We start from the raw sequence: 26,040 nt of genomic DNA, 5'->3' as shown, positions 1-26,040 counted from the left end.
TTAGTTGTCACCTTGCTCTTCCAACACTTTGCGGTTGGCTTCACGATGGCGCCATGCCGCGCCCATACTCTCTTTCAGATTTTCGGGAAGCGCTTCCAGAGGAACAACAAGGTCGTCATCAACTGGCCACTCTGTCAGCAGCTCAGGATGATATCCCTCGGGATAGTACAGCTTAGGATCGATCTCCATATCCCGCACGTAGGGTTCTTGAATGTCTTCGCGCCGGTGGGGCGGCTTCGGCACGATCAACTGACCATTGCTAAAGTCAAACTGCGGCGCTCGTGAGTTTGGAAACTCGGGCAATATGCCTTCGCGAACCCATATCTGATCTTTGGTGACGTTCACAACGATCCCGTCAGGCGCTCCAAAGTGATAGGGGCCTTTCCAGTGCTCTCGGATCTCCGCTACGGTTTCCTCGATCTGATAGGGGTCATAGCTCATGTGAGTGTTCATCAGAAGCCTGGGTTGCACCAGATTGGCAATGTAGCCGGCCGCATAGCTGGGCGTGTGATGGGTGTCGACGGTATACCGCCCGAGGAAAGGCGGCACGCCTTGAACTCCGGATGAGATTTCGATGATTTCCTGTTGCTGTTCCGTTACGAAGACATCGCAGCCTTTGGCGAAAGGAATGTCGATCATGTTGGGTCGACCGTCACCTGTCCAGATGAAGCACATGCCATTCCAGTCCATCCGGTATCCGGACGCACCGTCCTTGGCATGGCTTCTTTGCCAGTGTGTGACTTTGACCCCGTCTTCATCATAGATCACGCCACCATTGTCACGGAAATCAAATTCGTTGACTTCGATGTCCCAACCTTTGCCAACGGGAAAGACGCTGAACGCATCCCGGTGCCAGCCGGTCATCATTTTCATGCCTTCTACCATCGTTGCGGTGCCGTACTCCTTGGTGCGGCCGGATGGGCCGTGGACCGTCAACTGCTCGTGCCATCCACCTGCCCAGGTTCCGAACATCCACAGGTACGGCAGCCCACCAAAGTGGTCCACGTGCAGGTGCGTGATGAATACATCGGTAATTTCATTCAGTGCATATCCACTGGCAATGATGTTCGCTGGTGAGCCCTCACCAATGTCAAACATGAAAATCTTACCGTTACCCAGCTCAACAAGAATCGCTGTGTTCATTTGCCCAGGGCGAATGAACGGGGCAGATCCCATGAAGATAATTCTCATCTCGTTGGGCTGTACATCTTCTGTGCGTGGGAACCAGTTCGCCGCACTTTTCAACCACGGTTGAGGAGAGATGCCCTCAAAGGTCAGACCCTCTTTCCAACGTCCCATTGGGACGCCGCCAGTCAGTGCAGCCTCAATATCTTCTTGGGATGAGGGCTCCTGTACCGGAGGAGCCTGACCGAACGCATTTGTGGCGAACAATGTCGCTGCGACGGCGAGTGCGCTGAGTGACTTAATTGACTTCCTCTGTCTGTCTTGCAGCATATTTTCAGTCCTTTGTTCGAGCCTGGGTGAATATGGGAGCCACTTCTGAAATGGCTTTCGGGACAATCTCTGAATTAGTGAATCGAGAGAGATGCTCGGCGATTTCCTCGGCCAGCCCGTTTAGGCTTTCGGTGACAGGATCGATCAGACATGGTGACGTCTGCTCATTGACCTTCCGGACCCTCTCCAACTCGGTTGAGAGCAACTCGAAGTCACCGCAAAGTGCCTCGAATCCACGATGGTTCTTTCGCATGACGCGGATGCGGCTGATTTGGCCCGGAAAAGCGAGCTCTAGTAAGTTGATGTCCGTCATTGCCCTGGCGCCTAGTCCATCTCTGGGCACTAGGCTGAGGGCACATCGCGCGACGCGGAAGGGTTACACCGTGAAATTAGGGTGACATTCAAATATTCATTTGACAGTATAGAGTTGAAAATACAGAGAAACTTGAAGTTTCAGATGCCCGACAGAGAATTGACCCTTGATCCGGAACGTCACGCGACCCGTGTGAAGTACGCGCTGGACCAGGTATTGGCGAGTGACATATTTGGCAAGGCGGAACGCCTTCGGAATTTTCTGAGCTACGTTGTCGAAGAAGCCATTGCGGGTAGATCCGAGGCTATTCTTGGCAAAACAATCGCTCAGGATGTTTACTTCAAGAGTTTTGCCAGTGATGACGGCCACATCAACGTTGTTCGTGTGGATGCGGGGCGGTTACGGCGGAAACTTCAGCAGTACTATGAAACGGCAGGTGCTGGAGACGATCTGCGCATTCACATTGATAGCGGCGGCTACGCACCTTGGTTCGAGGACCGCTCTGGTACAATTCAGAGCAATGTCGATCATACGCCATTCAGGCCAGGATTACCCTGGCGGATTGGCATCCCTGCTGTCACCATAGCGATCATTGCTCTTGCTTACGTCTTGGGCGGGCGCATGGAACAGGTTGTTGATCTCAACCCAAAGACATCTGCGCGCTCACTTGAGCGAAAGGCTCTATCCGCTAAATCACCCGCTGCAGTACAGGCGTCAAATTACTGCGATCAAGCTCGGGGCCTGCTCTTTCCAATCGCAACTATCGATAACCAGATCCTGGCCAGCGACATTTTTAGAATGGCAATAAATGAGGCTCCCGATTTTTACTGTGGATATGCCGGATTGGCCCATAGTCTGGGAACCCAGGCTCTACTAACGCGAGGCGAGGAAGAGCGTGACGCGCTGATACTGAATTCAGGAAAAATGGCACAGAAAGCTGTGGATATTGCGCCCTCAAACGGCTGGAGCCAATCGGCAATGGCATGGGTGTCTTACGTTTCTGGCGACTATGACAGCGCATTGGACTATTCAGCACTCGCCCAGTCGCTTCGACCCAATGACGGAAACGTTCTGGACTTTCGCGGCGTGATACTACTGGTTATGGGTCGCTTTGAAGAAGCGTATGACGTCAGCGACCCAAGCCACCCCAGAGAGATGGGAAGTCATCGGTTTGCCCACAGGAACATTCACGCGGTTGCCAGTTTTCACATCGGTGAGTTTAGGGAAGCAATCGCGTCCTTGAAATTTGCGAGTGACAATGGTGACCCCGTCAGTGCACTGTCTTTGGTATTTTTGGCGGCTTCCTATCAAAGGTTGGGCGAAGCCAAAGACGCACATGCAACCTTGAATCAACTGAAACAGTCGTGGCCAGAGTTCAGGCCAGATCTTGTTCTAGCAGCATTTTATTCCAGTCCAAATCTATCGGACGAAGTGATTTCAGCCTTAACAGATGCGGGATGGCGGTTTTAAGATATTCCTTTTCGAGCCATGGCTGGAAACAGGCACATTTGCGTAATGTGTGTTTTACCGCCAACACAAGAGAACATATCTTGGTAGTGTTAATGTACGCCGAAAGCGGTCATCGGAATTTGTTGTAGCTAACGGCGGAATTGTCCGCTGACTTAACCTCCAAGTGCGCTGCCGCGAACGTCCAGTTCTCGTTGATAAGGACTACGATTGTACGACGACGGCACACAATGCTGCACAGCCGGGCAGCCGGAGAAAAGGTTCTCACCAAACCGCCACTTAGTCTTGTGTTCGTGACATACTGACCAGTGCGACCTGCCAACATTCAGATTTACACCGGGTGAACCACAGACAGCGCAAGCTTCGAACTCGCTCTCAAATCCATTCATTTCATTCCTCCCATTGCTGAGTTTTCCCGTTCCACACCTTGCCGTTCGGGCCGTGTCGCTCCCATTCGGATAGGTTTCGCCAATCGTCCAGGCTGACAACCTTGCCGGTCCATGTTGTAGGACGACCACTCAAAGTGAGGCGTTTCGGTGTTTCAAAACCTTTCCCCTCGGCTTCCACCCGGCACCCAGCAGAAACCATTAAAAAGCCATCTGGACCTTTTTTTGTTTGGTTTGTATCGGAAGGCCCCGTGCCGGCAGAAACCAGCAAAAACCCCCCTCGGGTAGTGCTTGCATCCCTTTTTGCTGGTTTCTGCTGGGTGCCGGTATGGGAAGGTGTAATTGCTTCGGCACGGCGCGCTATGTCTAACCACCTGCTCATGTGTCGAACCTCAATTTAGGATTGACGGCATAGTCAACGCTCGGGCTACCGCCAGTGGAGGATCGAACCTCACGCACCCAATCAGCCTCGATCAAGATTGCCAACGCTGCCTTAACCTGTTTCGATTTCGTGAGCCCAGAGCGGCGTCTATTGTAAATGTCACGGGCCTTGAATAGTTGCAGTCCCTCGGCACGAATGACGCTTGCGATTGACTGTGCTGCCTCCAACTCAGGAGGAACTTTAACTGCACCATATGCACGGTAGGCGTGATGGCGGAGATACTCGCCAACGAAGTGGCAGGCACGGCCTACATGGCTTTCGTCAATGGTGGACGGGTACGGTGCTCCCTCGGTAGCGGCCCAATCCAGATGAGCTAGAACGTTGGAAACGCGGACGACCAAACCCGGCATTTTACCGATATGGCTTTTGAAAAAACCGGATGCGTTCGCCTCCCAACCCCTGCATTGCTCGCGGAATTGCTGCAAGATATCTGCGGCAGGGTCACTGAAAGGAACGAAGAATGGACGTTTTCCGCCGTCCTCATCGACTGCGTGAGGTAAGGCCCTGAGTTGCGAAATTCCGCGAACCATACGTGCGTCATCAAGGACAGCAGCAGGCCGCGCGATAGGCACCGGATCCGGGAACACCACCATGAATCGGGCAAGTAAGCCGTCATCATCAGCTTTGACTAAGAGATCGGACAGTCGGTCAGGCTGAGTTCCCCCGACGATGGCAACGCTCAGGTGGTCAACGATAATCGGCTCAGGGCTGTTCTTTCGATCGATGGTGTAACTGCGCCCGCCATATGCTTCCAGCCAGAAAGGACGGTCACCGCCGCCGTTATAGCGGTCCATGCTGGACAGCCAGCCGGACAGCTCGTCGCGCGCCAAAAGCAGACCGCGCCAGGTTGAAGAAAGCAACTCGGCAACTTTTTCGGTTGTGATATCTGTTATGCTGATCCGCTCTCGAACCGGGGGCTTGCCTGCGTCTGCCTCATTGGGTTTCGCGGGCGGTTCCAGGCCCTCGGCTACTGCGGATTTGGCGTCGGCCTTCCATTGCGCTAGAGCGAATGAGGCCAGTTCATTTTCGGCCTCCCATTTTTCTCGGTCGCGCCGATAACCTTCCGATAGAAGGCGTTCAATCTCCTTGACCGGATCAAGGACGCTATCAAGCGCGGGGCTTTTACCAGCGGACGGATCACCAATCAGCATTGACCATAGGACGGGAGGTTCCTTCCACCCGCCCCAAGGAACAGCCCAGCGGGTATTGCCGATTGCTGCGCCAGCAACACTTAGTAATGTCAGAGCCACATAATCAGTTGGCACATTCTTGACCGCTGCCGCCGACTTGATCCAGTTTGACCACTGGCCAAACACAGCGTCAAAGTCGGTTTCGCTCATCTGTGGTGCCTCGGGGCGGTTCGGAATGCCAAAGCTCATATCTGGTTCCGGCCATTGTGAAGCGGGGTCAAACGGAACGATGTTCGGTGTTCGTTGGTCTGTCATTTTACTGCTCCCTCTATCAGGGCGTCATTCCAATCCTGTCCGTCTGGTGCGGGCATCATCGATACTTTCCAGCCAAGGGCATGAGCCCGAGAGGCGAGCTTTTCGCCCGCTTCCCGTCCCGCAGGGTCTCCGTCAGTTGCGATAATCAGCACCCCCAGTTTTTCCGGCAGGCGCAAGGCTTTCAGTCCCGAGGTGCTGAGAGTGGCCCAGACCGTTGCGGGTCCGTCCAGCAATCCGGACAAGAGCGAAAGGCCGGTTTCGATACCCTCACAGACCACAAGCGGCCCTACGGCCTCTGATAAGACCACAGCGCCACCACCGCACGGCCCCAGCATCAACTTCGGGCTTTTGCTTACCCTCACGCCTTTCTTGTCCAAGAATGTACGGTGAATGGCCCCCGTAGTGACGTTGGCGATCATAGCCATACACCAAGACGCCGTCGGGCTATGAAACAAATCTGGCGCAACCCGTAGCGACGGCGGCAGGGGACAGGTAATACCCCGATCACGCAGGTACGCTTCAGCCTTAGTGCCCTTTATCGGGCGAGCCGCTTCCCAAATTCCTCGGGCCTGTTGAAGTTTGTTGAACTCGTACGCATTGCGTTTTTCCTCAGCCTCAGTCCGCGCTGTGTGATCGACACAAGTGTCGCTGGGCGGTACATCGGCTGCGGTTGCAATATCCTTGAAGCGGCAACCGCTCTTGAAGCAGTACAACAGTAACTTGCCTCCCGATTCCGAGATCGAAAGAGCTTGTTGATCGCGGCGGCCTTCAGGCTGGCAAACAGGGCAGGGTGCTGAACCCCTACCGGCGCGCCAGACACCCCCGAGGCGGAATGTCAGGGTTTCCCCACAAATACGTGAATTGGATTGTATTTCGATAGTCATTTGCTCTGACCTCACCTTGCGCTGAGGGGCCGAACACATTAGATTTCGGGTGTAGTTTTTCTACACTCCTTAACGAAATCACCCGTGTCCAATGTCATCCCCATTGGCGCGGGTTTCGTTTTAATCGCTCTGGCTTTCGCCCAAGATCCAGGCATCAATTTGATGCGTGTCTACAAATGCAGCGCGACCCAGCGTGTGCTTTGTAATCTCGCCTGCGTTGGCCGCACGATCGAAGGTGGACCGGCTCAACGAATACCGCTCAATAGCGTCCTTGAGTCGGATCAGATTCTTAGTGTTGGTGTTCTGGTCTGCCATGTAATGACCTCAAATTGGGCAGACGACCAGAAAAGAGTTTCAACCAATGTCGCAAAACGCGATGGAACACATCCATTTGCACCGATGCAATGGGTGTTGCATTTTGCAACAATTTTGTTGATATAGCGAGAGGAAGAAAAAAAGCAGGTGCCCGCTTTTGCCAGCGATACCTTGTTTCTTCCAACCACATACTATTCCGGGCCTTCTGCTAGTTGGTTTCGGTTTCAGCAGTGAGGGCGCTCTGACTTTGGCGAGACAAGCGCCCTCGCTGTATTTATGCGTTCTCCCGAGGGATACTGACGCAAGTACGTTATCGCTTTGTTGTGTACACCTCAATATGTTGATTGCGCGAAGCTACACTATTATTATTTAAGTATATTTTTGAGAGTAGCCGATGGTTGCACTGCACCTATCTGCCCTCATTTGACACCTCTCAAATTGAAAATGACGTCAGCATTCTTGCCAGTCACATGCGCTGCCCAGCGTTCCGCCAATAAAAGTCTTTGGTCAAAATAGTCGGACCTTTGGTAGGCGCGTGAGACGGCTGACCCAACCTTGTGCCCGATCGCAGTTTCCTTAATTTCATAGTCTGTTTTGGTCGCTTCGTCGGCCCAGGTCCTGAAGCTGGCACGGAAGCCGTGTGGGCGCGCCTCCAATTCTAACCGCTCCATATGTCGGGACATGCTGGCGTCGCTGATTACGCCTCTGCGGACGCCGGGGAATAAATATCCATCGCGGGCGGTTTCACGTGCTTTATCAACGATCCGAAGTGCCTCATTGGACAATGGCACCCGAAAGTCATCGGTCTTGCCGCGCGGACCTTTGACCAATTCTGCCGGAACAATCCAGACATTACCCTTAATCTGGTTCGTCTTTGCGAATCTTATCGGTCGAGATCGCAACCCCGTTAGGATCAAAAGCTGTAAGGCAAGTTGAACTGTGCCACCGCCGTCGAGGCTCTGATAGAACACTGGAACGTCCCGCCAGTTCATCGATGGTATATTCTTTGCCTTATGCACTTGCTTGCCTAGAAGTTCTCGGGCGTCTTCGATGGCGTGGCGGTCAATCTCGTATTTCTTGGCTCTGGCATAGCTCAGACAGGCTTTCAGGCGCGTCAAAGCTTTCCGGGCGACATCCGTCTTGGTGTGCCATATCGGGCGGAGGGCGTCGGCGATAGCGGTGCCCGTGACATCCTCGACGGGCTTTTCACCCAAGTAAGGCAGGATGTGTGTTTTAATTGGGCTGTACCAACGCCCAGCTTTCCCGTTATCTTTCAGCTGCGCTTTGCGGGCTTCGAAGGCTAAAGGCGCGATGTTCTTCAACAGTCTCTCTTCGCGGAGTGTGGGGTCGGTTGCAATCTGGTTAGCAACGGCTTGCGCTTTTTCTGCATTGCGAACTTCAATAGGGTTGCCACCACGCTTGACGATCCCCCGGTGAGCGTCAGCCATTTCACGAGCCTGCGCCAAAGTCACGCCGGGATAACCGCCCAAACCCATCTCTTTGCGCTTACCCGAATAGGTGAAACGAAACACCCATTGGTCCCCTGTGGTAAGTCGATAAAGGTAAAGCCCCCCACCGTCACTGTGCTTGCCGGGTCCGGCACTGCGGACCTTTGCCGCGCTCAATTTGTAGAGTGATCCGGCCATATCCCCTCACAACTTTAAATATCCCCTGTTTTATCCCCTCTTTTCTATGCGGTTTCAAGGCGCGTCATGAGGCATAGAGACCGTTGCTTAGATAATAACCTTGTTTTATTTCAGGAAAAATGGTTTCACGGAGGAGTCCTGACGCATTGTGGTGGATTTGTTCAATGCCGTGTGGGGGCACCACTATCATCACCTCATAGCCTTTATTTCCTTATTTCATTGGGTTATCAGCCCGGAAATTAGGACACAAATGAGGGCACCTTAAATACACAGAGGTGAGAATATGGTGAATCACAAGCTGAAGCATCTGGACAGTTTGCGTGGCGGAAAGACCCTGCGGTATCGTCGCCGTTGGCCTAAGGACATCGCTGATCAAATGGACAGCGCTACCTTGATTGTGTTCCTGAAGAACAAATTTGGCTCGAAGATGGTGCAGGAACATGCGGCTATTGACGCTATGTTCGAGAAAACCGTTCAAACAATGCGTGAGCGGCTGGCCGGATTGGACGCTAGAACTCCCGGTCAAAAGTTCCATGAGGCTGCCCTGAAAGCTGCGGGACTGTTGGAGGGCGTTAAAGGTCTGGATGAAGACGACCCTTGGTTACGCGGTCACCTTGCAGAAACCACTCCCGACCCGATGGTCAAGGAAATCCTCACCAACCCCAAGGCCAAACCACCTGCTCCTACAGTGGCCGATGGCGTAGCCATGTACCGAACGCTTCGCTGCGCTGACAATAAGGCCAAGCGCACCCGTTTGGACCGCCTAGCGGGGACACTGAAGGCTGTGTGGGGGCCATTGGATAAGTTGCCCTTAGAAAAGCTCAAGCGCGCTCATGGGCGCGATCTGGTCGACCATTACAAATCCCATCGGAAGAGCAATGGGGAACCACTCAGCGCCGACACAATAAAGCGAGAAGTAGGGCAAGCCTCAGCGCTCATCACCTTGGCCCTGCGTGAGAACGATCTGGCAGGCAAAGTGGCTAACCCTTTGGATGGCATTGAGTTGCCCAAAGCGTCCACCCGAAAGGCCGACAAAAGGAAACCCTTGAGTGACGATGAGTTTGCCAAGGTCTCAGAACGCCTTAAGCCGATGTCGTCCGAGCTTTGGCCCATATGGAACCTGATGAGCCTTGGTGTTCATGCTAAGGAACTCTGCTTTCTAGAACGGCAGGACGTTGACCTTGAGCGCGGTGTCATCCACATCCGAGCGAACGGTTTGCGTGGAGCGCTTAAGACCCAGAGCAGGGACCGTGATGTACCGCTTACACCCAGCGCTCAGGAGGCTGCCAGAGAGGCGCTAAGGTTGGCCGGGGAAGGTGAGCCTGCTGAGACGCATTGTTCGCGCGTTACAGCCGTGGTGAGAGAGGCGCTGACAGCCTGACCCAGCTACTTAACACCAAACACATCAAGCCGCTTGGCATCGAAAACACTACTTATGGTCTTCGCCATAGGGCGGCTTCCAAACTGCGCGCGGCTGGTGCTGAGCAGGTAATCATTGACCGCTGTTTAGGTCACTCAATCCGGGGTGAAGGGGCGAGTGTTTATGGTGGCGATGAACGGACTGAACAGGTTCGTGAGTGGCTAGTGAAGGCTGGGCTTTAAGAGCGACCAAAAGTCACTGAGTAGGGCCTCTAGGCCTGCTCAATCAAACGTTGTACCGTGCACAAGACACAAAAAGCAGATAACGGACAACATATTGAAAACCAAAATAATTGCTGCCGCGCTTTTGATCGCGACCCCTGCGGCCTCAGAAACAAAAGTTTACGCCCCGGAAGACTTCGATAAGGCTTGGGTTAAAGTTACCGATTTTGCGAAGCATGGCTGTTGGACGAATATAGGGGAGGTAACAACCTACACTGAGGACCAGTTGAGGCTGGCAGGTTTCAACGTGGTTGACGAGCCAGTTGCTCAAGAGGGTGATCCAAACCCATTGCTGACTGAGGATGGTATCGCGGTTTGGATCAATGTGAATGGGGAAAGACTGAGTAACGGTACTTGCGTTGGATATATCGACGCCACCTTCTTTGCAGAAGTAAACAACCCAAATAGAGATATGGACATAGGGTTCGTTAGTCCGATGGGATTACCTGCTCAGCCATACCTGATGTGGACACCAAAAAACTTCAACACGTATGCGCTGGACTTTATGAAAGTCACAATCAAGACTTGGGTCGAAAGGGGCGTCTTCGAATAGTTTACACATACGACACCCATTGAGCGCTTAGCGCTACCAACGACCCTAAGGTGACTTGTCTAGTCACGGTATTTTGGTTCTATACCAGAATGCAATCTTATCTGCTGAGTTTGAGAATTAGAGAGACAAATGAAGTTAAAGCAATTTCGCGTATCCAATTTCCGTTCAGTAACTGATAGTGGCTGGATCGATGTTTCCGATGTAACTGCCTTGATTGGCGAAAATGAAGCGGGAAAAACGAACCTTTTACTCCCTCTTTGGAAGTTTAATCCAACTGCTGCCGGTGAGATTAGCCACTTGGACGACATGCCACGCAGTCGGTACGCGGAAATGCGAAACGACCCGGCATCACATCGCTTCATATATTGCAAGTTTGAGATGGACGCAGACGACGTCAAAATTGCGAACGACTACGGAGTAGATGTCAAGGAAGGTGCTACTGTCATAGCTCGAAGAAACTTCGACGGAGGATACGGGTTTGAGTTTCCAGATTTTCCAGACGTTAACTTAACTAACACCTACAACCCTGAACTCGAGAAACCTGCGGAAGCTGAAGGCGAAGAACCCAAAAAAGGGCCAAGCCTTTGGCGTCGTTTCTTAGATCGGCTTCCGTGTTTTGTGTACTACTCCAATTACGGCAACTTAGATGATCAAATATTCCTCCCGCACGTCGTCGAAAACATGGCCCGTGATGATTTGGGGCAGCGTGAGGCTGCGAAAACTCGAACTCTTAAGGTCTTGTTCGATCTGGTGAGCCTTAGCGCTGAGGAAATGTTGGAACTTGCTCGTTCCACAGGGGTGGTGGAGCGAGTAAACCAACAAGGCCATAGGATTGGAAACCTAACAGACAAAACTGAAGATCAAATTCAGGAAGACGACAGGCAACTTCGTGAGCGTTTGGCTCTGTTGCAATCTGCTTCATCCAAGTTGACCACAAGTTTCGCCGATTGGTGGAAACAGGGTGACTATAGGTTTAGGTTGGTGGCCGACGGTAACTATTTCCGAATTATGGTAGCGGATAGCCGTCGCCCTGAAGAAATTGAGCTTGAGAACCGGAGCGCTGGTCTCCAGTGGTTCCTCAGCTTTTTCTTGGTCTTTACATATGAAACCGAGGACACGCATGAAGATGCGATTGTGTTGTTAGATGAACCCGGACATTCGTTGCACCCGCTTGCGCAGCGGGACTTGACAGCGTTTTTCAATAACCTAGCAAAAACAAACCAACTCATCTTCACGACCCACTCTCCATTTATGATTGACGCAGATCGTCTGGATCGTGTTCGAAAGGTGTTTGTGGGTGATGATGGCAGCACTCATGCGTCAAGCGATCTAGGCACTAAGAGAGGGGCGAAAGGGCTAAAGGACAAGGGAGCGACTTACGCGGTTCATTCCGCCCTTAACTTGACTGTTGCGGAAAGTCTGCTTCTAGGCTGCAAACCGATCATCGTGGAGGGTCCTTCAGATCAACACTACCTGACTGCTATCAAGAGTATTCTGATCGGAAAGAAAAAGATCGCACCAAAATCTGAGTTGGTCTTCCCTCCGTCCGGTGGTGCCAAAACGGCAAAGATCATTGCTTCAATTCTCTCCGGGCGGGACGATGAACTCCCGCTGGTCCTTCTGGATAGTGACGCTGCCGGAAAACAGGCAATCAAGTCTCTACGCAGCGACACTTATTCTGATGTAAAGACCCGTGTGCTGGAAACGGATGACGTTTTTGATGACCTTAAAGGGACAGAGATCGAAGACCTCATACCTGCTAGCCTAATAATCCAAGTGCTTGACCGAATGGAGAGACGTGCTGAACAGTATTTTGAAGACGCCCACGACCCTAAGAAACCCATCATCCCGCAAATAAAGAACTGGGCCGACACGGAAGGTTTCGAGTTGGAGCAAGGGTGGAAGGTTAAACTGGCACTGGGGGTAAAAGAGAAGCTTCTGGCGAACGCGGACCGGCACACGGACGCTGATGACATAGCTCGTTGGAAATCTCTATTCGATAAGCTTCTGTGAAATGCGGCTTAGCGAAATGTCAGCTTGGACGCGCCGCGTCATTCATAGGGGCGATGATAAGGTAGCTTCAAACCGCCCCCCTGCGTCCACTGCTAACCCCCGCAGATTCGGCACTGGATGGTCGACTTAATGGCGTCGGGAGAGATGAACTCTCCTAGGGGTCAATTTTTGCTATATAAATAAGGCGCATAAGGCCCCATTCCCGTTAGATAAAAGTTTTAGTTCAGTCCCTTCTAAAGGGGGTACCATCAGGGGACACTCAAGGGTCGCTTTCGCTCCGAAAGACCACTTGAGGATGGATGATTGCTTTCCATCACTTCCGGCTAATACTTAATCACCATGTTCGAACGAACAGGTAAGTCTGCATCTTAAGGTTAGCACCTGATAGGGTACCTGAATTATTCAGGCAAACCATCAGGGGCACCCTAGAGCCTTTCGGCTTTGATTGGTTGATGAGAGTGGTCGAACCTTAACCCACTATCACAAACCCCTCAGGAAGCCCCAGAGCAAGCCTACAGGCTACCTAAAGTAGAAGCGTTCAGGATCATCGACCTGCGGAACCAACGAGTGAGCCTAATAGCTGACCGTAGAGGTGGCCCCAAAGGTGCTGCTAAGGTGTTGGTGAGGTTGGTTAAATGCTCATTTCTTCCATGGCCTTTCCCACCATCAGCGTTCCTTATTTTTGGCGTAAAATTGTGAGTGGCAGAGATAGATATAGATGCCGCGCGTACCCCCCGGTGCCCCCATCGTTGCCTCTTCGCGCAGCCATCAGGGAACACCTCAGTCTACTTTTTGAGGCCGAACGTGGGCACCATGTCACCGCTGCGCGTCAACGCATTAACACCAGACCCCTTGTTTCATTGGTCTTCGCGCCAGTATGCCGAGGATTGTAAATCACCTGACGCCACATGAGGTGTCCTAATCGTGTATCATCAGGCACCAGCCGGGGGAACTTAGGGCAGCCTCAGGGCGCAGGGCAGGTCGGTCTTTTTCCTGAGCGGCTGGGCATCTGTGCAAAGGGGCGTACAGACCAGCGTACCTCCAGCAGACACCTAAGCCGCCACCTCAGGTACCCTTCAGGTCCCCGTAATATAACACCTTTAGGTATCATGTTTGGTGATCGATAGGTGGCTCGTCATCATTTACCGTGAAGTGACGCCGCCGGGTACCGCAGTAGCGGCCTTAGCTACACTTAAGAAGATCAAGCAGATCGAACACATTGCTCAGCAAATCGACAACCACAATAAGAGAGCATTGAAGATCGCCTTACAGGGTCGTAAGTCTTCCCTAGACACAAGCGGAGATTGCACCTTGCGAAACCTCAACATCCTTTTGGCAGCCTTCCTAGTTCTCACCTTCGGGACAGACTTTGCAAGGCAGCTAGAGCTTACTACCGACATCAGCCGATATTTTATTAGAGACGTTATCTGGGTGGTCGTACCCATAGCAGCCCTTGTCGGCATCCTGTACCCGATCATTAGGGACAGACGTAAAGGCTGACTTCGCAGAACACACTTGGATAACCTCGTGTGCCATAGCCGCGTGGTGAGTTCGCGTCGTGAAGCGTCAACCAGTGGGTCACCTCGCAGCGCTCTTGAACTCAGAAAACTGTACCGCTCCACCTGCGGGAAATTCCCGAAAACGCAATAAAAATAAGGGGTTGACGGCAATTCCTTGAGGACTCATCTATGCGTTGCATCGAGTTAATGCAGCACTACCAATAATAGGAATAGTAGAATGATCCTCTTTGACTTTTGCGTCGGCCCCTATGATTTGCTCATTGAGCGTTACCCGGACAAAACGCCCCTTAAGGTGACCCGTGAGGGACCGGGAGAAACCTTCGTTGACGTTAGGCGGTTCAGGCTGACCTTCACGAACCACAAGAAGGTGCGGGCAGGGGGTTCTGCTGCTTCTGGCACTCTCGGGTAACGCGGGGAGGGTGAGACTTAAGGTGCCCTTCTGGTGGAGTGAGGGGTGCCTTGGGTCTATCTGTTAAGCAGGCATCAATCAGAGATGGACTGTAACATCCTTCGGTTTCGAGCGGTCACGAAGGCAACAACATTTGGTTTGTAGGAGTGATAGTCTCCAAGGCCACTTGGGTAGGGGGAGGACTTGAAGCCGTCGAATGGTAGATGAAATTTCACTTCGCCGAAATCCTCAGAAACCAAATCCTGTAACAAGAAAAATTCAACGTAACCGCGAAAACTCTCAAACAGATTGAAGAAGTCTGAGTATCTTTTCAGTGGCTCTGAGAGTGGGTTTTCACGTTGTAAGTAGTGCAGGCGAATGCACTCCAAAGTCAGGTCAAACCTATCACCAATCTTAGCGTTGAGACCTCGTGCGCCATTGATCGTCAGTTTTCCATCAATCTTGTTGCCGGGAAAAATGGTATATGCACCGATTGTACTACACAGAGAGAAGAATGAGGCCATTTCGTCGGGGTCGATTTTCCCCACAGCGTCAGCGGCCTTTTTGGTCTTGCTATAAGTATGGGTGATTGCATCGCTGGACAGAGTAAACTCTCCCAAGCGCGATTTGTGATGCAAATATATGTTTGGCGTGTCGTCCATAAGCTCGAATACGGTCCCGTTTGGCAGCGGCTTGCTCCAAAGCAGCTTGTGGTACTTTCGAAGAGTAGGACTTAATTGGTCCGGGTCTTTTCCGCGCGGTGTGTCTGTGTAGAAATCGAACGAAGTATCCAAAGCTATTGTCACAACAATCCTCTTAACATTGACACCGCCTAGACTGCCGTAAGACGCCGTCCCGTATTCCCCAGTAGTACACTTAAATACCACGATCAAAAATACCTCAGGACATGACGACAGGGGTAGCCCTGACGGCTGACGCCTAGCGCGCTAAGGCCGTCAACCAAATGCACCGTGAAGTGGTGTCACTAGGCCGCACAGCTAAGGAAATCGCTGCGTACATCGGAGAGGAACTGATCGCGGTGAAGGCTGAGTTGAAACACGGGGAGTTCATCCCGTGGGTCGAGCAGAACTGTACGTTCACTGTACGAATGGGACAGCAGTACATCAAGGTTGCGGAAGCCAAAAACGAAACACGTTTCGCATTTGATGCCTGCTCATCCATACGCGAGGTCCTCGCCATCGGGAAGACCAAGGCAGCCCCTAAACCCGACACCCGAGCGGCGACCCTCGACGATCTCCGTAAGGTCGAACGTCTGCGTGCCCTAAGGGATGACCCATCGGCCACTGAAGGGGAGAAGAGGGCGGCTCAATCCCGCCTTCACAAAAAAGTTTAATGCCCTGCACAAGACACCTAGTCCCCTGCGCAATCAACGCTTTCAGGGGCTTCCGTGGGCACCAGTGACCTGTATGTCACCAATCGCCAAAATCAAAGAAAAGTTAGTAAAAATAATGCCTTGCGCCTCGTTTCTATTTGCCTAGATAGGGGTCAGAAACAGCTTAAGGAACCCAAGATGAAAGATAGTGTAATCGCCCCGATGCAAGCAGACGCAGACGAAGCCGCAGCGCAATACATGGGACTGCCCCGCGTAGGATATGAAGGGATGCATTGGGCGCACCTGATACTGACAAGCAAGATGATCTGGGCAATCAACAGCACTCTGCAAGGGGTTAAGTGGCCAGACCACGCGGAACCCGAACGCGCCAAAGCCCTTCGTATGCTTGGAGAAACCATTACCGTATTCCAAGAATTTTCTAGTGAATTTTGTCCCTATGGAGAGGACATGCGCCTTGATGCTGATGAACAGGAAAGACTGGAACAAGCCGAAGAGTGGAGCGACAAAGTCTTTAACTCGCTTCCTCCTTTGCCAAGCGGCGAATAAGTACAGACCTAGATTAGACTAACGTAGGGGCGGCCTTAGGGCTGCCTTTATGGTTTTCTGTAGCGGTTAAGAGAGCGCCGAACGCATCCCATAAATCTCTAAGAAATCTTGAGCGTGTACAGCAGCTTACAGCATTTCAGCGGGCGCAGTTAGTGAAACACCCCCACTTTAGCACAAACAGAACGGTCACGATTGCTGATAAGGCACCCGGAAGGTTGCCACAGACCTCGGCTGAAAACGCTCGTGAAGCCATGCAGTTACGCCCACTTCAGCAGGCCAATAGGTAATTCACCCACACTATTGCATGCACAGAACCGTCGCCATTGCAGCCAAGGTGCCCCTGACGGCCACCCCCAACATCACCCAAAGGATACCATGACAGACACATGGACTATGCCCACGCCTCAGAGCATGGGCTGCAAACCACTGACCCGGCCCCAGCAGGACGCCTTCGCCAACCTCTGGAAGGCCAGAAAGATGAAACACAAGCCGAGGTTAGAGCGCGAAGAACTGTGCCGGAAGGTCTACATGAGCAAATCCCGAGTGGCCCTGTGCCGTGCCTTGATGCCGAAGCAAACGCGAAAGCAAGAGAAGGAACACGCGAAGAACAGGAAGCCCCTGACCAAGCTGCAGATTGGGCGAGAAGCCAAGCAAGCTGCCACTAACCAAAAGCGCAGCGAAACCATGAAGAAGGTTTGGGCAGAACAGAAGGCTGCCAATGAGCTTGCCGAGCGCCGCCACCAATGGGTGACCATGAAGATTGCCGAGTGGCGACAACAAAGGGCAGCCGAGTTTGAAGCCGAACTGAAGGCCGAGGTACCACCCCGCGAAGAGAACCCTGACTGGTTCGACCAGATGAACAAGGCGGCACTCAAGGCACGGGAGATGGCTGTTGGTCTGGATACATCAGACGTTGAGGCGAGGCTGATTACTGAGTTCGACAAGGGAAACCGTGCCTTACCCAAGAACCCATGTGAAAGTGGCGTGTAAACAGGGCCTTACCAATCACACCCACAGTAGAATAATACTTGATAGTTTGATCTCCCCCTATCGGCTTTTCTTATCCTTTGGCCGCGAGGGGACCTTGGCGGGCGTCCTAGATATGTGCTTCGGGATGCCCGCCGCCTTTCCCTTATCGATCCACATCCCCCCATCCCTGTCACCATAAGGAAGGTAGACATGACCAAGATCACTTTCATTGACCGTCCTTGCGGAACGGGAAAGACCACCGACCTCATTAACGAACTGAAACAATGGAACCCGGACACGCACATGCCTGTCCTAGTGGTGACCCCGAGATTGTCAGAGGTCGAAAGAATAGTTTCAGGGGCACCTGAGGCCATGCTCATGGTCCCCGAGGGCAACAACAAAACGATAGACATTGAGGGACTGCTTCAGTCTGGCATGAACATTGTCTGTACCCACGCGCTTTACATCCGCCTTGAGCATCTGGCGCGGGCTGGACTTCTGTCCCGCTACCGTCTGGTCATCGACGAATGCCCGACGCCTCTTGAGATTGGTCCTGCCATCAGCAAGCGCAATTTTCAGGAACAGGTGCTGGATACAGGCTTTGCCAGCGTTGACCCGTTCACACGAAAAGTCAGTCCGAACCCGTTGTGGCTTCAACACATGACCAACACCGGACTTACGGGGACCTTGGGGCGGTTGTTGAACGAAGCCTCAAGGGGTCGCCTGTTCGTTGCTGAGGATGGTCGACCTATCGTTCTGGCAATCCCCACGGCACTCCTAACAGCACCCTCAAGCCTCAAAATTCTAACCTATCTGACTGAGGGCAGTATGATCGCGGCCTATCTCGACCGGATAGATGCGCCTTATGAGGTCCAGAAGTGGGTAGGGGAAGCTGACTGGATATGCGCCCAGCGCGACCTGATCACCGTCGAAACGATGGACCTGCCGACCGTCAAAGGGAAGCCCATGAAGTTGACCCATAGCGGTCAGACAAAGGGCCTGTCTACCGGGGTCGCTAAGACGCTGGGTAGCAAGCTCCGCAAGATGTACTTTGACGGCCCCCTCAGGGACACCCCGAAGGAAGACATCATGATCACCTGCGCGGCCAACCTCTACTTCGATGGTGGTGCCGACAAACGCAGGAAGGCCAGTGCGATGATGAAAAGCACCGGACTGTATGGCCGCTGGTCTGAGACAGACGGGCAGTGGAAAGTGAAGGGCGGTCTGCAGTGGGTTGCCAACCAGACCCGAGGCATCAACGACTACATCAACTGTTCGCATGCCTTCTACCTGTACGATCAGCACCCTAATCCCGTCCTGTGCAGCTACTTGAAGAAGGACCCGGACAAATGGGGCGAACAGTATGCCCTGACCGAGTTGGTGCAATGGCTCTATCGTTCCCGTGTTCGCGTTGGAGAACCCGTCACAGTCTATGTCCCGTCTGAAAGGATGAGGCGCATCCTGACCGAATGGCTCAACTCAGCCCAACCTGAACACCTGCCGATAGCTGCCTAAGCGGACCCCGTCAGGTTCACCATCACAACCAAATTCTTGGCCCTGCCTTCCTGACCGAAGGTGGGGCCTTTTCTATTTCGAAAGGATAACCCCATGCCTAAACCTATGGTTCCAACTAGGACAGGACCAAAGAAGCGCGTGCTTGTCCCCGGCAAACTCAAAGGCCGTAAGGCCCGGACCGAGTTCGCCCGTGAGCGGTACATGACACCGACGCAAAAGGCCGAGGCTGAACTCAAATCGCTGAAGTCCAACAGTCATCCCATCAGGCGCATCCAAACGACCCGCTTAGAGAACGCCCTCAGGGACATGTTCGGGGACGTTGAAGTGGGCCGCATACTGGACAAGATGAGAGATCGCCGTTCAGCTCTTGGCTATGAGGGCTACAAGCTACCCGTGAACGTGCCCGTGAGGTTGAAGCCAACCACGTATGTCTTGCTGGACATCATTCGTGAGCGCTTTGCCGAGGCACACCCCGAAATTCCGTTTGAACTCGGAAATCAAGAGATTGTCTCGGGTCTCATGGCGAAGGGTTTGGAGGCCATTGCTGCCTCTGATGACGACGTATTCAGCGACACACTTCCCACCAAAGGATAAAACCATGAACTCCAAGCGCATCGTTGTGGCGAACCGTCCCAACAGCAAACAGACACAATCCTCCGAGTACAGCGGTGATGACTACTGGAAAATCACCAAGGCACAGGATGCCGACCTGTATTCCTTTGAATGGCGCGACCACAAGCAAGCACCTTGGAAGGTGATTGTAAGCCACGTTGACCCAATCACCTTATACGACCGCACCCGCATTCACTTCGCCGCTCAAGCTGGCGTTGACGCTGAGCAAGTGGACCTGCGCGGGGACATTAGCAACGGCTTACTGCGAACGATCTACGGCAACGCCAAGGGTCACTTCACGGGCATGAAAGCACCCAACTCTGGGCCGTCCCTAGAGGAACGCCTGAACGCTGAACTAGAGGCTGGAAAGATCGCTCCTGAACAAGTCGAACAGGTCAAGCAGGACGTCGATAAGCGCAAACGCCAGAACTTCAACCGCATCGCCCGAGAGAATGCACGGGCATAACCCAACACTGAAAGGATACGAACATGGACCTGCGTTCAGACATCATTGACGTTTCAAACTTGGACGCTGTTACCCAAGGCATCAAAGCCGAAGGTAGCGTTACTGGTGGAAGCGAGTTCACCACAACTGTACCCTCGGCACCGACCAACGTCGCTGCGACCGTCCATAACCTTGGCGGCATTCCCACTGTAGAGATCGAACCCGGCAACCCATCAAGCCGTACTTCTGTGGAGGCCGCTCTGGCTGCTGGTCTGGTGACCAAGGAACAACTTGAGGAAGCCCCTCAGGAAGCCCTTAACGAAGCCTCAGAAGGTGATGATGACGACGCCACTAACGAAGCTCTGGGTGCGCATGATTTGGACGAGTTGCTGGGTGAAGAGAACACTGACATCGTCAACCATCTGGTGAATGAGATGGGCGAGGCCGCCACCGCCGAAATAATTGGTCAGACCATCATGTCCGACGGGTTTATCGACGTTGACGCCATTCGAGACGCTATGGGCGATGCAGATGACGACAAAGTTGAGGTCGTGGTCAACGACGTTGCCGACTTTATCGACGATGGACGGGACTACCTAGCCGAACAGATCACCACCGCTGGGTACGACCTGAACATGCTTGAGCAAGTTGTGTCCAATGACCCCGAACTCCACGCACAAGCAAAGGAGGCCTTCGGCCAATTCCTGACTGACGGCTCTATGGCTGGCGTCAAGGCCGTGCTGGACAAAGCCACTTCCTAAACCAACCCCCAAAAGGATAAACTAACCATGAATGAACAAGACCAATTCCTGCCCCAAGGTATCCGCTCGTATGACCTTAAGGCAGAAGAACAACGTGCAGCCCGTGACGTGGCCGCTAAGGAACTCTCCGAAAGCATGGCCAAGGAAGCTGAAGCCACGGCTGAACGCTTGAAACAAGAGCGCCTGCGCGCTGGTGGCACCGAGGGCGTCGTTCAGGACGCCTTCAAGGAACTCCTAAACCAACGCGCTAAGGATGCCGAAGAGGCTGCCCTGAACGCCGTGCATACAGTTAGAGAACCTGACGAAATCGAATATCACTTCGAACGTCGTGGCAGCGGGGTGCTACGGGTGTCTGGTCCTATCCCTACCGGATGCGAGAACAGCCCTTACTACGGCTACTCATACGCTGAAGTAGAACCCCCAGCCGACCCTGTAGCCGAGGCTGTTAAGACAGCTAAGGAAGCTGAGAACCGCAAGATGAACGAGTTTCGTGCATCCATGGCACGACAGATCGCCGCACAGAACGTCGACACCTCAAAGGGCATGGAACTTCCCAAGTCCGACGCGGAACGGATAGCAGAGCTTGAGGCACAGGTTGCATCCCTGACTACTAAGGCCAAGCGGAAAGCGTATGGTTCCAAATGAGCGAACGTGAAGATCACTATGGGGGCATCGAACAAATCAGGGTTCTGTTGAGAGAGAAATTCCTCGACGGCCTGACGCATGGTGTCCCTGAGATTGACGCTGCCACTGGTGAGGTCATCTCGCGCTCTGAACCTAAGGCTAGCTGGTTAGCAGAAGCCCACCGTTTCCTGAACTCAGAGGACAAGAAACGTGAGGCGGAAGAGGCTGAAGCCAAAGCAAAGGCGCAGCAGAGTAACGCCCTGCAAGACGCCCTTGATGAACTGCCTGAGTTCCCTGAGGATGAGGAAAACGCACCTCTTTCGTCCACCATCAACTGACCCCTAACACGCCCCTGAAGAGGCCCTGAGCGGCTACTGCGGTTTACCCCGTGGTGGTTGCTGGGGCCTTTCTGCGTTCTGGGTCTCAGAGAGAAACCACAATGACCTACACCGACATGATCACCGCCCTAGGGGCAGCCCATAAGGAACTTCGAGAGGCTGGCCTTAGGGTTGCTGATGCCCGCGTTGAAATTGAAGCCGTGGCGCACCGTATGGCTGAGTTCGACGGTTCCGAGACGGACGCCAAAGCGACTGCACTGGACTACGTCGAAGCCAAAGCCACCCTCGACGTTGCTGAGCGCGTAAAGGCCGCAGCCCGTGACGAGTTTAACCGTTCCTACCTTGTCCTGCTACGGGCAGGGGTTCCCCAATTCGAAGGATAACCAATGAGCTTACCCCTCATCTTACCCGCCCTCAAAGCTGCGATTGGTCTCGCGGCACCGACCGCCAAAGTCGCATCCATCGCTTCTGCTGTATCCGCTGGCCTTTCAGTCGCAAGTGCCGCCTCTGGCTACGGTCAAGCAAGCGCTCAAGCCGAGGCTCAGGCTGCCACCAATGCCAACATCAAAGAGATCGCAAGGCAAGATATGGTCGATGGTGTTGACCGTCTCAATCTGCGTCAATCACAAGAGATTGCAGCCGCGACTGAGCAACAGCTAGACCACCAGAACGCCGCTACACGTGCCGTCGCATCTGCCAAAGTAGGTGCCTCAGGTAGCGGCGTTACCGGGTTCAGCGTCGACGCTCTTCTCGGTGACCTCTACGGCCAGCATGCGACGAACCGTGACCGTATCAACATGAACCTCGACAACAGCGTCGAACAGATTGGTGCCGAGCGTGAAGCTCTAGGGACCAACTACTCACGAACCGTCTCCAGCCTTCCGAACGTGCAGAAGCCGAACCCTTGGTCCTACGGCCTGCAAGCCGGAGTTGGTGTGCTGGATGCCTACAAGGACCGCCTTAAGGCAATCGCGGATACCCCGGCTGATGACCCGTCTCAGAAACCCGAACTGTGAGGTTAGGCAATGACCACTTATCGACCCAACGTGAAGGACGCCGAGAGCTTCAACCCGAAGTGCAACGTGAAGGGCAATTCGATTGACACCATAGGCCCTTTGTCTGGCAGTTACCCAAACGGTGAAACTCGCCAACACACGGCCTTCGTGGCAGCGCGAGAGAACCTCAGGCCGAACCCTAACGACCCCTCAACATTCCCACCAGAAACCCCTGAAGAGTGACCACCATGCAAGACATTCCCGGTATCAAATTGGACCACAGCCGCCGCCTCTGGAAAGCCTTTGTCATGGTCAATGGCAACTTCCGGCACATGGGAAGGTTCCGCTCTAGAGAGGCCGCTATCGTCGCCCGAGGGTTGGCCCGAGAGTATTACGGGCAGCCAGACGACGGTTACACCCGCTGGCTTAACTCTGATCAGATGGCCGAAGCGTTCGAAGAGATCAAAGGCAAGCGCGTCGGTCTGATCAAGCGCGGGCACGACAGCGCGGCTTATCGTGTTCTGGTGGAATATCTTGATCAGAAAGCAGGCATTTGCACCGCCTGATTAGTACACAGAAACCCCTGACGTTAGGACACTTTCAACCCTGATGGCAGGGGAGCGTAACGATTAAGGTGCTGAAAATAAGTGATTTTCTCGATCAGTTGTTTTTGGCTTGAAATCGTGTGGGGGCACCATTTCACTCTAAGATTCTTTCTATTTCTTGATTTTCCAAAAGTCAGAATGATTGGGACAGCGCAGGCGAATTGCGTAACGAAGAGTTTTTCCGAGGACTTTTTCTGATGACCTGCGTAAATGGGGTGGTGGTCAAAGGCGGCGATTGAATTTCCGCAAGTTGCATCGGCGAAACGCATTGTGTTCATAGCCTTATGGCCTTACTGGTGCTTTCAGCCTAAAAACTGGCCCAACGCGCTGTGCGGGCGTGATGGAATGGTAGACATATCAGACTTAAAATCTGAAGGGCGTATGCCCGTGTGGGTTCGAGTCCCACCGCCCGCACCACCTCTGATGCCCTGATTGATTTTCAAGTCTCGATGCAGCAGAACCTCTCCCGGTTTGCTTTGGTTCGGGTTCGGCGGGAATTGAATACCGGGATTGGTTCAGCGCAAAAATCGGTGTCCTGCAATAAATGTCCAATATCTATCCAGCCTAAGGTGAAGGCCTGTCAGGCTACACCTTCCAGTTCCTGCATGTTAGCATCCCGTAAATTTCTTCAGGAGACACCATATGCCGTTGACCGTAAAACAAATGATGGAAGCTGCGAACTCCACCGTCGAGCGAATCCAGAGAGCCAAAGCGGTCGAGATCCTGGAGCGAGGTGGCCTGCTTCTGGACATTCGCGATGCAGCGGAATTGCAGCAGACAGGGCGTGCTTCGGGGTCACATCATATCCCGCGCGGTATGTTGGAATTTCGGGCCGATGACACTCTGCAATCACATGATCCAGAGCTTCGCAAAGATCGCCCAATTGTCTTGTATTGTGCCTCGGGTGGCCGCGCTGCCCTTGCGGGAAAACTGTTGCAGGACATGGGGTATGAGCAGGTCTATAACCTGGGTGGCTTGGTCGATTGGGTGAATGGCGGGGGCGAAGTCGCCTAGCCAATAGGAAACGCCAGAACCCGAGCTGTGATCGTTCGAGAGGTCAGGTCAGGCGTTGAGGAACGTCCTGACGGCGGCCTCGAACTCACGCGGTTTTTCCGCATGCAACCAATGTCCTGCACCAGGTATTTTTGCAAAACGTGCCGAAGGGAACATTCCGCGGATCACAGAGCGATGTTCAGGCAGCACATAGTCGGACTCCCCCCCGGACAAAAACAGTGTTTGACCACCCCAGGATGCGTCTATTTCAGGAAAGCCCATGATCTTGGGCATTTCAGAGGCCAAAGTATCCAGGTTCAAAAGCCAACGCTGTCCGTTGATGTCGAGTGACTGCGTGAAAAAGCTCTGAAGGGCTTTTTCGACTCCGTTGTCGGCCAGTTGTTGTTCAGCGTCCGAGCGACGCTCGACCCGAGAATGGTCCACCGCGCGCATCGCTTCAATAAACTGAATCTGACTGTGGCTATAGGCCACCGGGGCGATGTCTGCCACCACCAGTTTGCGCAGCTTTGCGCTGTGCAGCAGGGCTAAAGTCATGGATGCCTTGCCGCCCATCGAATGTCCGACGACATCTGCCTGTCCGCCGAACTGGTCGATAACTTCGGCCAGATCATTCGCCAGATCGGAATACCCATGGTCATGCGTCCACATGCTGTTTGCGTGGTTGCGCATATCAACCGCCACAACTTGCCGCTCGTCAGATAGCCGGCGGGCGATGACCCCCCAGTTCCGGGCCGAGCCATATAGGCCATGGGCGATCAGCAAAGGGGGCTTGTCGGTTGGTTCACCATGTATGATCGTGTTCAGCATATAGCCGTGATACCCGCCGCAATCTGAAACGGCCAGCCCCATTGTGGCTCCTATTCCACATGGGTAAACTGTCAGCTCAGGAGGCCGCAGCATGCCGCAAGACACAGATATACAAATCCAAATTGCGCAGACCATACAGCTGTTGCGTGACAAGTTGGGTGTGCGCGACAAAACGCTGACCGCCTCGGTCAAAAAGGCCAAAAGGCAACTGCCGCGCCGGATATACAAACAGGCAATGGTCCTGGCTCAAGCAGAGCAGATGGCGGCCCATCCAAAACTGCGACTTGTGCTGGACAATCCAAAACTGATCCAGGCCTCGGAAGAGGTTCAAAAACATCTGGGGGGTATCAATTTGGCGGATCGGAGGATGGGATGGTTTCTGGGAATGCTGGGCGGGCTGACTTTTAACCTGTTGGCCTTTTCTGCTTTGTTGCTGATCTTCATGTTGTGGCAGGGGCTTATCTGACCACAAAAAAAACGGCGCCGGATTGGCGCCGTTTTGTTCTTGGATGACTGAATTCTTACAAGTTTGGATAGATAGGGAATCTGGCGCAGAGGTTTGCGACTTCGGTTTTGACTTTGGCCTCGACCTCACCGTTACCGTCCTCGCCATTTGCGGCCAGACCGTCGACCACTTCGATGATCCAGTCGGCGATCTGGCGGAACTCGGCCTCGCCAAAGCCACGCGTGGTACCTGCGGGGCTGCCAAGGCGGATGCCGCTGGTCACCATCGGTTTTTCGGGATCGAACGGGACACCGTTCTTGTTGCAGGTGATATGCGCCCGGCCCAGTGCCTTTTCAGTCGCGTTGCCTTTGACGCCTTTAGGGCGCAGGTCCACCAGAACCACGTGGGTATCGGTGCCGTGGGTGACTGTGTCCAGCCCACCTTTGATCAACTGGTCCGACAGGACCTGCGCGTTGGTGACCACCTGGGCGATGTAGTCCTTGAACTCGGGTCGCAGTGCTTCGCCAAAGGCCACGGCCTTG

28 protein-coding genes and 1 tRNA gene are annotated in these 26,040 nt (G+C 53.4%); 19 read left to right on the top strand and 10 right to left on the bottom strand.

Going from position 1 to position 26,040, the window contains the following annotated elements:
* The gene (gntH, locus tag AC2FGB_RS15065) at window positions 1-1,455 is read right to left on the bottom strand and encodes a guanitoxin biosynthesis MBL fold metallo-hydrolase GntH (protein ID WP_109312726.1); all 1,455 of its coding nucleotides are present in this window, start codon (window positions 1,453-1,455) and stop codon (window positions 1-3) included.
* Window positions 1,456-1,459: 4 nt separating this feature from the next.
* Window positions 1,460-1,768, bottom strand: a complete 309-nt coding sequence (locus tag AC2FGB_RS15060; protein WP_496708101.1) for a hypothetical protein — start codon at window positions 1,766-1,768, stop codon at window positions 1,460-1,462.
* Between the two features lie 81 nt (window positions 1,769-1,849).
* Here AC2FGB_RS15060 and AC2FGB_RS15055 point away from each other — a divergent pair, with 81 nt between their 5' ends.
* Entirely contained in the window at window positions 1,850-3,238 is a 1,389-nt protein-coding gene (locus tag AC2FGB_RS15055; RefSeq protein ID WP_496708102.1) for a tetratricopeptide repeat protein, read from the top strand.
* 387 nt (window positions 3,239-3,625) lie between these two features.
* Here the strand turns inward: AC2FGB_RS15055 and AC2FGB_RS15050 are convergent, their stop codons facing one another.
* The 5 genes from AC2FGB_RS15050 to AC2FGB_RS15030 all read right to left on the bottom strand — a co-directional run bounded on the left by AC2FGB_RS15050 (window position 3,626) and on the right by AC2FGB_RS15030 (window position 8,353).
* Entirely contained in the window at window positions 3,626-4,003 is a 378-nt protein-coding gene (locus AC2FGB_RS15050) for a hypothetical protein (protein WP_496708103.1), read from the bottom strand.
* Complete coding sequence (locus AC2FGB_RS15045; RefSeq protein ID WP_496791785.1) at window positions 4,000-5,508, bottom strand: YfjI family protein; 1,509 nt, start codon at window positions 5,506-5,508, stop codon at window positions 4,000-4,002. Before AC2FGB_RS15045 ends, AC2FGB_RS15050 begins: the two co-directional genes overlap by 4 nt.
* A complete protein-coding gene (locus AC2FGB_RS15040) occupies window positions 5,505-6,392 on the bottom strand; it encodes a DUF7146 domain-containing protein (protein WP_496791784.1) in 888 nt (295 codons plus the stop codon). Before AC2FGB_RS15040 ends, AC2FGB_RS15045 begins: the two co-directional genes overlap by 4 nt.
* Window positions 6,393-6,512: 120 nt before the next feature.
* The gene (locus AC2FGB_RS15035) at window positions 6,513-6,707 is read right to left on the bottom strand and encodes a helix-turn-helix transcriptional regulator (RefSeq protein WP_496708107.1); all 195 of its coding nucleotides are present in this window, start codon (window positions 6,705-6,707) and stop codon (window positions 6,513-6,515) included.
* Window positions 6,708-7,126: 419 nt separating this feature from the next.
* On the bottom strand, window positions 7,127-8,353 hold the full coding sequence (locus AC2FGB_RS15030) for a tyrosine-type recombinase/integrase (protein WP_496708108.1): 1,227 nt from the start codon (window positions 8,351-8,353) through the stop codon (window positions 7,127-7,129).
* A gap of 283 nt (window positions 8,354-8,636) precedes the next feature.
* On the opposite strand from AC2FGB_RS15030, the gene AC2FGB_RS15025 reads away from it, so the two are divergent.
* From AC2FGB_RS15025 to AC2FGB_RS15015, 3 genes are all read left to right on the top strand, one after another.
* Window positions 8,637-9,734, top strand: coding sequence for a hypothetical protein (locus AC2FGB_RS15025; protein WP_496694220.1), 1,098 nt, complete (start codon window positions 8,637-8,639; stop codon window positions 9,732-9,734).
* Window positions 9,735-10,049: 315 nt separating this feature from the next.
* Entirely contained in the window at window positions 10,050-10,547 is a 498-nt protein-coding gene (locus tag AC2FGB_RS15020) for a hypothetical protein (protein ID WP_496694219.1), read from the top strand.
* Window positions 10,548-10,676: 129 nt separating this feature from the next.
* Window positions 10,677-12,560 carry an AAA family ATPase gene (locus AC2FGB_RS15015; RefSeq protein WP_496694218.1) on the top strand — a complete coding sequence of 628 codons (1,884 nt, stop codon included), beginning with the start codon at window positions 10,677-10,679 and terminating at the stop codon, window positions 12,558-12,560.
* A 2,003-nt stretch (window positions 12,561-14,563) separates the two neighbouring features.
* Here AC2FGB_RS15015 and AC2FGB_RS15010 read toward each other — a convergent pair.
* Window positions 14,564-15,274 carry a DUF6994 family protein gene (locus tag AC2FGB_RS15010; RefSeq protein ID WP_496694217.1) on the bottom strand — a complete coding sequence of 237 codons (711 nt, stop codon included), beginning with the start codon at window positions 15,272-15,274 and terminating at the stop codon, window positions 14,564-14,566.
* Between the two features lie 158 nt (window positions 15,275-15,432).
* Between AC2FGB_RS15010 and AC2FGB_RS15005 the strand changes: the two genes are divergently transcribed.
* From AC2FGB_RS15005 to AC2FGB_RS14940, 14 genes are all read left to right on the top strand, one after another.
* Window positions 15,433-15,822, top strand: a complete 390-nt coding sequence (locus AC2FGB_RS15005) for a hypothetical protein (RefSeq protein ID WP_496694216.1) — start codon at window positions 15,433-15,435, stop codon at window positions 15,820-15,822.
* A gap of 54 nt (window positions 15,823-15,876) precedes the next feature.
* The gene (locus AC2FGB_RS15000; protein ID WP_496694215.1) at window positions 15,877-16,368 is read left to right on the top strand and encodes a hypothetical protein; all 492 of its coding nucleotides are present in this window, start codon (window positions 15,877-15,879) and stop codon (window positions 16,366-16,368) included.
* Between the two features lie 375 nt (window positions 16,369-16,743).
* Window positions 16,744-17,358, top strand: coding sequence for a hypothetical protein (locus tag AC2FGB_RS14995; RefSeq protein ID WP_496694214.1), 615 nt, complete (start codon window positions 16,744-16,746; stop codon window positions 17,356-17,358).
* Between the two features lie 189 nt (window positions 17,359-17,547).
* Window positions 17,548-18,852: a DEAD/DEAH box helicase family protein gene (locus AC2FGB_RS14990; protein WP_496694213.1), complete on the top strand. Its 1,305-nt coding sequence runs from the start codon at window positions 17,548-17,550 to the stop codon at window positions 18,850-18,852.
* A 93-nt stretch (window positions 18,853-18,945) separates the two neighbouring features.
* Window positions 18,946-19,446 carry a hypothetical protein gene (locus tag AC2FGB_RS14985; protein ID WP_496694212.1) on the top strand — a complete coding sequence of 167 codons (501 nt, stop codon included), beginning with the start codon at window positions 18,946-18,948 and terminating at the stop codon, window positions 19,444-19,446.
* A 4-nt stretch (window positions 19,447-19,450) separates the two neighbouring features.
* A complete protein-coding gene (locus tag AC2FGB_RS14980) occupies window positions 19,451-19,930 on the top strand; it encodes a hypothetical protein (protein WP_496694211.1) in 480 nt (159 codons plus the stop codon).
* Between the two features lie 23 nt (window positions 19,931-19,953).
* Complete coding sequence (locus AC2FGB_RS14975) at window positions 19,954-20,670, top strand: hypothetical protein (RefSeq protein ID WP_496694210.1); 717 nt, start codon at window positions 19,954-19,956, stop codon at window positions 20,668-20,670.
* Window positions 20,671-20,697: 27 nt separating this feature from the next.
* Entirely contained in the window at window positions 20,698-21,315 is a 618-nt protein-coding gene (locus AC2FGB_RS14970; protein ID WP_496694209.1) for a hypothetical protein, read from the top strand.
* A complete protein-coding gene (locus AC2FGB_RS14965) occupies window positions 21,312-21,632 on the top strand; it encodes a hypothetical protein (RefSeq protein ID WP_496694208.1) in 321 nt (106 codons plus the stop codon). Before AC2FGB_RS14970 ends, AC2FGB_RS14965 begins: the two co-directional genes overlap by 4 nt.
* A 101-nt stretch (window positions 21,633-21,733) precedes the next feature.
* Window positions 21,734-22,015, top strand: coding sequence for a hypothetical protein (locus AC2FGB_RS14960; protein ID WP_496694207.1), 282 nt, complete (start codon window positions 21,734-21,736; stop codon window positions 22,013-22,015).
* Between the two features lie 3 nt (window positions 22,016-22,018).
* On the top strand, window positions 22,019-22,648 hold the full coding sequence (locus AC2FGB_RS14955; RefSeq protein ID WP_496694206.1) for a virion core protein, T7 gp14 family: 630 nt from the start codon (window positions 22,019-22,021) through the stop codon (window positions 22,646-22,648).
* Window positions 22,649-22,875: 227 nt separating this feature from the next.
* A complete protein-coding gene (locus AC2FGB_RS14950) occupies window positions 22,876-23,193 on the top strand; it encodes a hypothetical protein (RefSeq protein WP_496694205.1) in 318 nt (105 codons plus the stop codon).
* 370 nt (window positions 23,194-23,563) lie between these two features.
* Window positions 23,564-23,649 (top strand) — tRNA-Leu (locus tag AC2FGB_RS14945).
* 225 nt (window positions 23,650-23,874) lie between these two features.
* Window positions 23,875-24,246: a rhodanese-like domain-containing protein gene (locus AC2FGB_RS14940; RefSeq protein WP_142638196.1), complete on the top strand. Its 372-nt coding sequence runs from the start codon at window positions 23,875-23,877 to the stop codon at window positions 24,244-24,246.
* A 48-nt stretch (window positions 24,247-24,294) separates the two neighbouring features.
* Here AC2FGB_RS14940 and AC2FGB_RS14935 read toward each other — a convergent pair whose 3' ends face one another.
* Window positions 24,295-25,095 (bottom strand): alpha/beta fold hydrolase, encoded by an 801-nt coding sequence (locus AC2FGB_RS14935; protein WP_496694204.1) that lies wholly within the window; start codon window positions 25,093-25,095, stop codon window positions 24,295-24,297.
* A 49-nt stretch (window positions 25,096-25,144) separates the two neighbouring features.
* Between AC2FGB_RS14935 and AC2FGB_RS14930 the strand changes: the two genes are divergently transcribed.
* The gene (locus AC2FGB_RS14930; RefSeq protein ID WP_282027770.1) at window positions 25,145-25,519 is read left to right on the top strand and encodes a hypothetical protein; all 375 of its coding nucleotides are present in this window, start codon (window positions 25,145-25,147) and stop codon (window positions 25,517-25,519) included.
* A gap of 55 nt (window positions 25,520-25,574) precedes the next feature.
* Here AC2FGB_RS14930 and AC2FGB_RS14925 read toward each other — a convergent pair.
* On the bottom strand, window positions 25,575-26,040 hold a 466-nt coding region (locus tag AC2FGB_RS14925; RefSeq protein WP_496694203.1), incomplete at its 5' end, for a PLP-dependent aminotransferase family protein.

The sequence above is a fragment of the Ruegeria sp. CDSC021 genome (genome assembly GCF_059610845.1).
Note: the sequence above shows the minus strand (reverse complement) of the source record. Positions and strands in the feature narration are given on the sequence as shown.